A 9,915-nucleotide genomic window follows, 5' to 3' on the forward strand; every position below is an offset into this window, starting at 1 on the left:
CCAGCCCCGACCCCGCCAGCCCCGACCCCGCTGCCCCCGCCGGCCACTTCACTATCACGGACCGCCTGCACGGCGAATACACCGGCGAGGTTGATGATTTCATCCTGCGCCGCGGCGGCCAAGCGCCCGACTGGGCGTACAACCTGGCGGTGGTGGTTGATGATGGTCAAGGGGGTATCGACCAAGTAGTGCGCGGTGATGACCTGCTATCTTCAGCGCCCCGCCAGGCATACCTGGCTGGGTTGCTGGGCTACCCGGTGCCTGAGTACGTGCATGTTCCGCTGGTGTTAAACGCCGAGGGCAAGCGCCTGGCCAAGCGCGACGGCGCCGTGACCCTGCGCCAGATGCTGGGCGCCGGCGCCACCGCGGCGGACGTGGTGGCGCAGCTGGCGGACACCCTGGGCTACCGCGCGCGCAGCCTTGACCAGCTGCGGGCCCAGTTTGATCTGGACCGTCTGGATACCAAGCCCACCGTCTGGCTAGGCTAGGGGCATGGAAGATATGGAAGCTTATAACTACGCCGCCTTAGATGACTCGATGGACTACCTCTACGCCTTCTTTGAGCAGGACTTGGCGCGCTGTGTGGCGGAAAACCGCGAGCTCATTCCGGAGGGCCTGGAGTACCTCCTGGCGGAGGATTCCTTGGAGGACTACGTGTGGATTTGGCTCAAGGCGCGCGGACCCAACAGCTTCTACCAGTACGTCATGGACGGTGGCTATCCGGAGGTGGAATCCCGCCAGGCGTATGACTACCGCGTGAAGGAGTGGGCCATTGATAATCCGCCGCACGTGACCTGGTTCCGCGAAGACGGCTCCGCGCTCCCGGACCTTCCAACCCCTTAACTTATAAAAAGCCCCTTTATTCTAGGAATGGCACCCTTGTTCTACTTCCGTGGCCGGGAACTGCGTGGAAAGCCAGGGGAATGGCCACTCAGTGCGAATTCCCCCGGTGTTATTCATTGAGGTTCCTATAAAAAACTTTATGCTTGGCGGGTGGCGTGGGGGGTAAACTCCAAGACTTTTGCCCTACGGTGTAGCAGTATCTAAATCGGGGGGAACGCGTTCTACTAGAACGGGTTTAGTAACAAGCCGGGGGTTGGGTTAAAAACACCCGGTAGGGGGGTGGCGGTGCCTGATGTAGGCACCGCCACATTTTTCTTTCGTGGGATGCCAGGTCCCGCAACCTCGGGCAGCTCCCCGCCAACTACCCTTGGGCCCCGCCAACTCTCCTTCCTGACTTGGGTCATTCCGTTGTGACTTATTTAATATTGACATTGTGGCCTGCAGATTCGGGTGTGGGACCAGTGACTTTTCCTGACTAAGCGGGTAGCTGATGGGGGTAGTCACTCTGTTGTGTGTATCACTGCCACGTATTCGTATTGCTGCTAGTGGGCTGGGCGGTTGCAGCGCAACCGTCGCGGCCAGATATTGCCCCTGAGCAGGTCATTAGGATTACTAGCCGCGTTTTTAATTTGAGAAATCAGTACGGACAGCGAAATTCGCTCTGCAGTCCCGCCCAATTTGCCCTCGCGCGCATACTCTATTCAAGGGCACCTGCCCGTGGGCGTGACTGCGGTGACACGCGAGAACTTGTCCGGACGTCACACCACGAAATCCCTGAAACACCTAGTCAGAGCCATAAAGAGGGAATGTGCAATAGAATCTCAAATCGAGGAGCAAAAAATGTAGGCCTAACGCCGCGGTCGCCAGACTTAGCCGGTCTCATCCAAAAGATCTCGAAACCTGACTAAAATGAGCCAACTCGGGTTAAAAACACCCGGTAGGGGGGTGGCGGTGCCTGATGTAGGCACCGCCACATTTTTCTTTCGTGGGATGCCAGGTCCCGCAACCTCGGGCAGCTCCCCGCCAACTACCCTTGGGCCCCGCCAACTCTCCTTGGGCCCCGTGCGCCGGAAACGGGTAAAAAAGGGGACCCGCGCACCCGCCAGAGCCTTCGTACCCTTGCTGCATTCCTGCCCTGGGGGAGTTTAAAGGATGGACGCCACGCGGAATCCTGCACACCACCTTAGTCCGTTGGGGTGTGTTCGGGCAAACCGCCGCGCGGCGGGTGAGGGTGGATGGAATAGCGTGTGTTTGCTTGTCCTGCCCGTGTGGACAAAGGCTTAAAGTGTGCGTGAGCTGGTGATTTTGTTCTCAACCGCCGCAGCTGATAAAGTTTCGCCTTGGAGGATTCGACTAGCGGCCTATGTCACACGCCTGGAACGCGTGCGGGAGTCACATCCCTCAGGGGTTCAAATCCCCTATCCTCCGCCAAAAAAGCTCCCGGTCATAACGACCGGGAGCTTTTTCATGAGGCCCCGGAAATACCCGGCTCTTCGGAAATACGTGGGATCTGGGTCATTTGGGGTTGACGGATTGGAGTAGTTGCCAGTGGGGTTTGCCGGCGGTGAGTAGGACTCTGATTCGGTAGTTGTGGAAGTTCCTGAAGCCGTATCCGATGCGCTTGACGCGTTTGATGGTGTTGTTTTGTTCTTCGGTGACTCCGTTGGACAGTTTGTCTTTGGGGTAGTTGAGGATCTCTTCACTCCAGTTCAGCAAGGTAGCGCCTAGTTTTTGGACTTCTTCCGGGCTGGTTTCAGCAATTGCTGCGGCGATAATTTCTTGGAGTCTTTCCTGCGCCACGTCGTAATTATCGCAGGCGTAGAAGCTTCTAAGCTGCTCTTTTATGCGATGAGCAAGCGCGACTTCACCGTTGGGGTCACCATTGTCCAAAATGGATTGCAACTTAGCTTGAGCTTTCGCACTCACCCTGTCATGGGCCGTTACTGGCAGACGACGTCCTCTAAACAACGGATCGTGTTTTCGCCCTCGATGGCCATATTTTTCCTGTTGGACTCGTCTGCGCACCTGGTCAGCCGCGAGATTCGCGCGTTGAATGACGTAAAAATGATCAGCGATGTGCACCGCGTTAGTAAACACATTACGAAATACGCGCCGCGAGTTGTCAGTCCACACCATGATGAGGCTATACGATGGTCTTGGACTATTCATGCACTACTCGAACAATGAGGATTTCTGCACGTTAACCGGTGTTTGCACCACTTAGTCCTCGTAGGGCTGCCGCGGAGGGGACAACCTACTAGTTCTACTACCGGCCGGTCTTTAATAGTCTGCGAATTCTAGAAGAAAAATCAAGAATCCGGTGTAACCTGGAGGTATGAGTGAATTCGACTTTGTCCAAGTGAACCGTGAGTACCCAAATGAGGCCTATGCTCCGGACGGAGAGCTCTGGTGGGAAACTAAGATACATGGGTGTAGGGGTGCTTTTCCTCGAATGGCATCTTGGCTTCGCTGGAATGTGGAAGTCGGAGAGAGGTTTACGACCAGACAATTGCGGAAAGTCCTGAATGTAAAGAACGAACACGCTCAACGTCGACAGAGAGAGCTTAGAGACCATGGTTGGAGATACTTGTCGTCGAAAGAGGAGCCCAGTCTTGGAGAAGATTGCATCCTAGAAGAAATTGGTTGGTGGCCGGGAGATGGCCCACGTCCAAAAACTACTGCCATATCAGCAAAGGTGCGGCGACAAGTCCTGGAACGTGATGGTGGACGATGTGTTATCTGTGGGCGTGCTGCTGGTGAACAATACGACGATGGCAGCATCGTGAGCTTAGCTGCGGGCCATATACGGGCCAACTCTCATGGAGGGAAAATAAGTCTCGACAATCTGAGGACGGAGTGTCGTTTGTGTAATGAATCGGTACGAGCGGACACTGGGTCAGCTGCCGATCCGAAAGCGGTTCTCGAACAGGTAAAAAGTTTAAAGAAAAAGGAAAGGGAGGAGTTGCGATATTGGATTCAAGCGGGGCAGCGGACTCGTACCGCTCTCGACCGTGCATACGACGCTTATCGTCTGGGCGGGCCGAGAGTTCAGGAAGAGGTTGTCAGGTATCTCGCCGAAATGGAGAGTAGAAGTTGGGTCTAAGCGGCCCGATCGCTGTTCTCAAACGCCCTCCGAATTTCGGTTCCTACGGCTTTGGCCACCGGGGGTGGAAATGCGTTACCAATTTGACGGCAGGCATTGGTTTTTCGTCCGGTGATTTCCCAGGAGTCTGGAAATCCTTGGATCCTAGCTAGCATTTTCGGAGTTAGCCGTGGTTGACCTTTAAAGCCAGATTCTGGTGCTTCGTCAGCGATCGTAGTGCCTATCACGTTCATTTCTAGCCACGCTTTGCGGGCGCGTGTGGGGCCGAGATCCGGGCCTCCGTGTTTCTTTGAGCCGCCTACAAGGGTGGGAGCGATTTTGTTTGCAGCTTCTGCCCAATTGGTGGCTTCCTCCCAGCCATTTGCTGCCATCAGGTCCAGCAACGCTTCACCCACTGTCGGTGCGCTAGCGGCGTCAGCTTCGGGCCAGCAAAAGCTGGCCATATCTGATGGCCGAAGTGCTACTAGGATTGCACGTGGCCGCAACTGGGGCACACCGTAATCGGAGGCCTTGAGAAGTTTCCAGGCTCCTACGAAACCTGAATGTGAGAGCCGTTCAAGAATTTCTGTTCGGTAATCTTCGAACTTGGGGTCCATCAAACCTCGTACGTTTTCGAGCATCACTCCTCTCGGCTGAAGTTGATCCACCAAATCCAAAGCGCGGCTGAACAAGTCGCGGTCGTCTTCCTTCCCTAGCTGTTTGCCCGCAACCGAGAAGGGAGGGCAGGGTACCCCGCCTGCGAATAGATCAATGCCGGTTAACTCCTTATCGGGAGTCCATTCATTCAAATCCGCTTGAATTACATTCCAATGCGGGCGATTATATGAAAGCGTGTTCGTGCACCAAGACTCTAGCTCAACCAGCGCCTTGTGTTCGAACCCGGCCATTTCGAGCCCTAGGGCTTGTCCGCCAGCTCCTGCACAGACTTCGAGTGAAGAATAAGAACGTTTAGTCATGACTGTCTTTCTAATGCTGCTTTGATTTGCAACAGCGTTGCTCTGCATCTGCCTGATGTTTCTGAAATTAGACTACCGCAGAGACTGGACACTAAGGGACCGTGGTCCTAATCCATACGATCCTAATGAATGAAGATAAAGACCTTCGAGAGATGAATAAGACAGGCCCTGGTGCCTGCGCCGGGCCAGACGGGGCCGTGTGGGGTTATTCGCCGCCCAGCTGGCCCGCCAGGCGGTTAAAGCGCTGCTGGCTGATGTCGCCCATACCCACCACGGCCACGTGTTTGCCCTTGGCCTCAAACTTGGAGGTGATGGAATCCAAGGTAGCAATGGTGGACGCGTCCCAAATCTCCGCGTGGCTTAGATCCACGACCACGTTGCTGGCCTCGGTGTGGTAGTCAAAGCAGTAAACCAGCTCGTTGCTGGAGGCAAAGAAGAGCTGCCCGTGGACGAAGTAGGTGATGGTGTCTCCGTCCACCTTGCTGTCCACGTAGACCAGGTGCGCCACGCGGCGGGCAAACATCACCATGGCGGCGGTAGAGCCCAACACCACGCCCACAGCCAGGTTGTGCGTGGCAAGCGTAGCTACCACGGTGGTGAGCATCACGGCGGTTTCGCTTAGCGGCATGATGGGCAGCATGCGCAGTGAGCGCCAGTCCATGGTGCCTACCGACACCATGACCATGACGGCCACCAGTGCGGCCATGGGGATTAGCCCCACGATATCGCCCAGCGTGACCACCAGGATGAGCAGGAAAATACCGGCCAGCAGCGTGGATAGCCGGGTGCGGGCGCGGGAGGCGCGCACGTTGATCATGGTCTGGCCAATCATGGCGCAACCGCCCATGCCGCCAAACAAAGACGCCAGCACGTTGGCTACGCCCTGGCCCAGGCTTTCGCGGGTTTTATTGGAGTGGGTTTCGGTGATTTCATCGACCAGTTTGGCGGTCATGAGGGACTCCATGAGCCCCACCAGCGCCATGGCCACGGCGTAGGGGCCGATGATGCGCAGGGTCTCAAGTGTGAGGGGGACATCGGGAAGTAAAAATTCTGGCAGCGTACCGGGCAGCTCACCTTGGTCGTGGACGTTGGGCACGTGCCAGCCAGTGACCAGCACAATCGCGGTGATGACCACAATGGCTACCAGCGGCGCCGGCACGGCCTGAGACACACGCGGGAACAGCACCATGATGGCTATACCCAGCGCCACCAGAGGGTACACCAGCCACGACACGCCGATGAGGTGTGGCAGCTGCGCCAGGAAAATCAAGATAGCCAGCGCGTTGACAAAGCCAATCATCACTGAACGCGGGATGAACCGCATGAGCTTGGCCACGCCCAGGCCCGCCAGCACTAACTGGACGATGCCCGCTAGCAGCACCGTGGCAAAGAAATAGTCCAGGCCGTAGTCGCGGGCCACGGGGGCAATCACCACGGCCACAGCGCCGGTGGCGGCGGAAATCATGGCGGGGCGCCCGCCGGTGAAGGCGATGGTCACGGCCATCACGAAGGAGGCGAATAAGCCCACGCGGGGGTCCACCCCGGCCAGGATGGAAAAGGAGATAGCCTCCGGGATGAGGGCCAGGGCCACTACTAGGCCGGCCAGGATTTCGGTGCGCAGGCGCGCCGCGGAGCTAAAGGCAAAGCGGAAGGACTCAATGGTTCCCGTTGGGGCTAGTGGCTCGCGGGAAACGGTTGTGGTCATGGGATTTCTCCAAAAGATGAGAGAGAGCGTGCAAAACCGTAAACATTACGGCATAGCAGGTACTTTTCACAGCCAGACGGGTTGAGCTTTAAGCTAATGGGTATAGACTGGCTCGAAAGTTGTAAAAAATTACTGAAAGGTTCTCCTATGTCGCTGATGTCACTGAAGGAAATGACTGCTGAACAGCTAGAGGAACTAGCTGCCCAGACCCGGAGGGATTATGACAAACTCAAGGCCAAGCGCCTAAAGCTGGATTTAACGCGTGGTAAACCCTCCCAAAAGCAGGTAGAGATCTCCAACGAGCTCCTGGCTCTGCCCGGAGTGGATAACCACACAGACGCGGCCGGCAATGATTTGCGCAACTACGGCAACCTGGAGGGTATCCGCGAAATCCGCGAACTGTGGGGCAAGCTGATGGGCATTCCAGCGGAGAACCTGGTGGCAGGGGATTCTTCCTCTTTGAACATCATGTTTGACCTCATTTCCTTTGCCTGGAACTTTGGTACCCACCGTTCCAAGCGCCCCTGGTCCCAGGAGGAAAAGGTTAAATTTATTTGCCCCGTTCCTGGCTATGACCGCCACTTTGCCATCACGGAGCTCTTTGGTATTGAAATGGTTCCTGTGGCCATGCGCGAAGACGGCCCGGACATGGACGCCGTTCGTGAGCTGGTCAAAGACCCCGCAGTCAAGGGCATGTGGTTGGTACCTATGTTCTCCAACCCCACGGGCGTTACCATTTCGGAGAAGGTTGCCCGGGAGTTGGCTGGCATGGACGCCGGGTCCCCAGATTTCCGGATTATTTGGGACAACGCCTACGCCGTCCACACGCTGACGGAGGATTTCCCCACCATCTTGCCCATCCTGGACATTGCCAATGATGAGGGCCATCCGCACCGTTTCTGGGTGCTATCCTCCACCTCCAAAATCACTTTTGCCGGCGGCGGCGTAGCTTTCTTTGCCACCTCCGCGGACGGCATCAAGTGGTACCTCAAGCACGCGGGTATCCGCGGAATTGGCCCCAACAAGCTCAACCAGCTGGCTCACTATGAGTTCTTCGGTTCTGCGGAGGGGGTGCGTTCTATTATGCGGCGGCATCGGGCGCTTTTGGCTCCTAAGTTTGAGGCCGTGCTCCGTATCCTGGAAGACCGCCTGGGCAAGTACGACTTCGCTGCGTGGACCAAACCGGAAGGTGGCTACTTCATTTCCCTCGATGTCATGGACGGCACCGCCAACCGCGTCTGGGAGCTGGCTAAAAATGCCGGAATTGTCTTAACCCCCGCCGGGTCGGCCTTCCCGCACGGTGAGGACCCCAATGACCGCAATATCCGTCTGGCTCCTTCCTTGCCTCCCCTCAAGGAGATCGAAGTTGCCATGAAGGGCGTGGCTACCTGCGCGTTGCTGGCTGCGTTGGAAAAGCTGGGCTACTAGGCACATGAACCAGGAAGGCACCTGCCTGTGGCTTGACCGGATAGTGCCAGCCCCGCTGGAATTTAAGGACGTGGACGGCCACCGGCTGGCCATGGCCACCCTGGACACCGGTGAGTCCCTGGTGGCTACCACTGATTTCGCTGACACGGACACGGGCTTGGTCGCGCAGGGGTTGTCCGTGCGCAGCGAGCTACTCACCGTGGCGCGCGCCGGGAAGCCGGAGCTGGCCCGCCTGGTCATCGAGGCAGCGGAACTCCTGATAGCCGCCCGCGTCATCCCCGCTCAGCCCGGCACACTCTTGCCCAAGCTGGGGGAAAACACCCACGGCATGTTGATTGCCCCCTTCCTGTGGAACGGCCCCACGCCGCAGCTCAAAGAGCCGGACCGGTGGACGCTAATCCTGCAGTTGGTGGCGCTCAACGACGCGGAGTACGCCTTCGCGGTGGAAGAAGGCGTGGCGGCCTTCCAAGAGGAAGCCACCCGCGCGGGAATTGACCTGCTGGACTTCACCCGGGTGGGGCCACAACCGGTAGACTAAGGTGCGTGGCTTTATACCGGAAATACCGTCCAGCATCCTTTAGTGAGGTCGTCGGCCAAGAGCAGGTGACCCGGCCTTTGTCGGCAGCGCTTGACTCAGGCCGCATTAATCACGCCTACCTTTTCTCAGGCCCGCGCGGCTGCGGCAAAACGTCCTCCGCGCGCATCCTGGCTCGCTCGCTCAACTGCGTTACGGGACCTACCTCCACGCCGTGCGGCACGTGCGACTCTTGCGTTTCCTTGGCCCCCGGCGGGCCCGGCAACTTGGACGTCACGGAGCTAGACGCGGCCTCCCACAACAGCGTTGATGACATGCGTGAGCTACGCGACCGCGCCTACTACGCACCGGCGGAGTTCCGGTACCGGATTTTCATCATCGATGAGGCCCACATGATTTCCAACTCCGGTGCCAACGCTTTGCTCAAGGTGGTCGAGGAACCACCGGAGCACGTGATCTTCATTTTTGCCACCACGGAGCCGGACAAGATCATTGGCACTATCCGCTCCCGTACGCACCACTACCCGTTCCGGTTGCTCACTCCGCCGGACATGCGCGGGTTACTGGAGCGCACGGTGGCATCAGAGGGCGTTCATGTGGACGACGCCGTCTATCCCATGGTTATCGCCGCCGGTGGTGGGTCCCCGCGTGACACGCTTTCTACCCTGGACCAACTGCTAGCCGGCGCCGGCCCCGACGGGCTGACTTATGAGCTGGCCCGCCCGCTTCTGGGCGTGACGGATGAAACCTTGCTAGATGACACCATTACCGCGCTGCATTCGGGCGACAAGGCCCAGCTGTTTAAGCTCATTGGTGATGTTATTGAGGCGGGCCATGAGCCCCGGCGCTTTGCCATTGACCTGCTTGACCACCTGCGTGACCTGATGGTGTTGCAGGCTGTTCCGGACGCCATTGCTGCGGGTTTGGTTTCCGCCCCGGCCTCCCGCGCTGGTGTCCTGGAGGAACAGGCGGCGGCTTTTCCTGACGGTCACTTGGCTTCCCTGGCTGCGACGGTGAACTCGGAGATCGCGAATCTCCGTGGCGCGACTTCCCCGCGTTTGTTGCTGGAGATTTTGGCGGCCCGGCTGGCGGCGGCTCCGGCTCAGGCGGCTGGTTTCGCTCCGAACCCCGCCTCTGGTGCTCCCGCTTCCGGAGCCACCTCTGGCGGCGGCTCCTCGCCGGTAGCCACTGCGCCTACTGCCGCCGATGCCGGAGCTGCCCTCCTTGCCCGCCGCCGGGCCCAGCAGCAGGCTCAGCAGCCGCAGCAGCAGACCCCGCCGCAAACCCCGCCGGCTCGGGAGCACGCGCAGCCGCAGCCACAGCAGCAGACCCCGCCGCAGACCGC

9 protein-coding genes, 1 tRNA gene and 1 other RNA gene are annotated in these 9,915 nt (G+C 58.4%); 7 read left to right on the forward strand and 4 right to left on the reverse strand.

Features of this window, described 5'->3' with window-relative positions; all coding sequences use genetic code 11:
* Both F4V58_RS00465 and F4V58_RS00470 read left to right on the forward strand, forming a co-directional pair.
* Positions 1-488, forward strand: a 488-nt coding sequence (locus tag F4V58_RS00465) for a glutamate--tRNA ligase family protein (protein WP_249041135.1), incomplete at its 5' end; no start/stop codon positions are given.
* Between the two features lie 4 nt (positions 489-492).
* Positions 493-843 carry a hypothetical protein gene (locus F4V58_RS00470; protein WP_245803008.1) on the forward strand — a complete coding sequence of 117 codons (351 nt, stop codon included), beginning with the start codon at positions 493-495 and terminating at the stop codon, positions 841-843.
* Positions 844-1,920: 1,077 nt separating this feature from the next.
* Here the strand turns inward: F4V58_RS00470 and ffs are convergent.
* Positions 1,921-2,019: signal recognition particle sRNA small type (gene ffs / locus F4V58_RS00475), an RNA gene on the reverse strand.
* Positions 2,020-2,185: 166 nt separating this feature from the next.
* Here ffs and F4V58_RS00480 point away from each other — a divergent pair.
* Positions 2,186-2,274 (forward strand) — tRNA-Ser (locus F4V58_RS00480).
* Positions 2,275-2,358: 84 nt separating this feature from the next.
* On the opposite strand, the gene F4V58_RS00485 is transcribed toward F4V58_RS00480, so the two are convergent.
* Entirely contained in the window at positions 2,359-2,979 is a 621-nt protein-coding gene (locus F4V58_RS00485) for a transposase (protein WP_169833284.1), read from the reverse strand.
* Between the two features lie 316 nt (positions 2,980-3,295).
* Here F4V58_RS00485 and F4V58_RS12985 point away from each other — a divergent pair, with 316 nt between their 5' ends.
* The gene (locus tag F4V58_RS12985; RefSeq protein WP_425429755.1) at positions 3,296-3,946 is read left to right on the forward strand and encodes an HNH endonuclease; all 651 of its coding nucleotides are present in this window, start codon (positions 3,296-3,298) and stop codon (positions 3,944-3,946) included.
* Here F4V58_RS12985 and F4V58_RS00495 read toward each other — a convergent pair.
* Together F4V58_RS00495 and F4V58_RS00500 are read right to left on the reverse strand one after the other, a co-directional pair.
* Positions 3,943-4,902, reverse strand: a complete 960-nt coding sequence (locus F4V58_RS00495) for a DNA cytosine methyltransferase (protein WP_075732437.1) — start codon at positions 4,900-4,902, stop codon at positions 3,943-3,945. The two genes, F4V58_RS12985 and F4V58_RS00495, sit on opposite strands and share 4 nt — an antisense overlap.
* 205 nt (positions 4,903-5,107) lie before the next feature.
* Positions 5,108-6,607 (reverse strand): SulP family inorganic anion transporter, encoded by a 1,500-nt coding sequence (locus F4V58_RS00500; protein ID WP_075732439.1) that lies wholly within the window; start codon positions 6,605-6,607, stop codon positions 5,108-5,110.
* Between the two features lie 156 nt (positions 6,608-6,763).
* Between F4V58_RS00500 and F4V58_RS00505 the strand changes: the two genes are divergently transcribed.
* From F4V58_RS00505 to F4V58_RS00515, 3 genes are all read left to right on the forward strand, one after another.
* Complete coding sequence (locus F4V58_RS00505) at positions 6,764-8,035, forward strand: aspartate aminotransferase type Ic (protein ID WP_075736312.1); 1,272 nt, start codon at positions 6,764-6,766, stop codon at positions 8,033-8,035.
* A gap of 4 nt (positions 8,036-8,039) precedes the next feature.
* Positions 8,040-8,573 carry a suppressor of fused domain protein gene (locus tag F4V58_RS00510; protein WP_075732441.1) on the forward strand — a complete coding sequence of 178 codons (534 nt, stop codon included), beginning with the start codon at positions 8,040-8,042 and terminating at the stop codon, positions 8,571-8,573.
* A gap of 5 nt (positions 8,574-8,578) precedes the next feature.
* On the forward strand, positions 8,579-9,915 hold a 1,337-nt coding region (locus tag F4V58_RS00515; protein ID WP_150385648.1), incomplete at its 3' end, for a DNA polymerase III subunit gamma and tau.

Source organism: Corynebacterium phocae (assembly GCF_008693075.1).
In the GTDB taxonomy this organism is placed as follows: Bacteria; Actinomycetota; Actinomycetes; order Mycobacteriales; family Mycobacteriaceae; genus Corynebacterium; species Corynebacterium phocae.

Bases quoted from the DNA above. Each gene is read 5' to 3' on its own strand.
- F4V58_RS00500 (WP_075732439.1), bottom strand. From the start codon at position 6,607: ATGACCACAACCGTTTCCCGCGAGCCACTAGCCCCAACGGGAACCATT.
- F4V58_RS00505 (WP_075736312.1), top strand. From the start codon at position 6,764: ATGTCACTGAAGGAAATGACTGCTGAACAGCTAGAGGAACTAGCTGCC.
- F4V58_RS12985 (WP_425429755.1), top strand. From the start codon at position 3,296: ATGGCATCTTGGCTTCGCTGGAATGTGGAAGTCGGAGAGAGGTTTACG.
- F4V58_RS00470 (WP_245803008.1), top strand. From the start codon at position 493: ATGGAAGATATGGAAGCTTATAACTACGCCGCCTTAGATGACTCGATG.
- F4V58_RS00485 (WP_169833284.1), bottom strand. From the start codon at position 2,979: ATGGTGTGGACTGACAACTCGCGGCGCGTATTTCGTAATGTGTTTACT.
- F4V58_RS00510 (WP_075732441.1), top strand. From the start codon at position 8,040: ATGAACCAGGAAGGCACCTGCCTGTGGCTTGACCGGATAGTGCCAGCC.
- F4V58_RS00495 (WP_075732437.1), bottom strand. From the start codon at position 4,902: ATGACTAAACGTTCTTATTCTTCACTCGAAGTCTGTGCAGGAGCTGGC.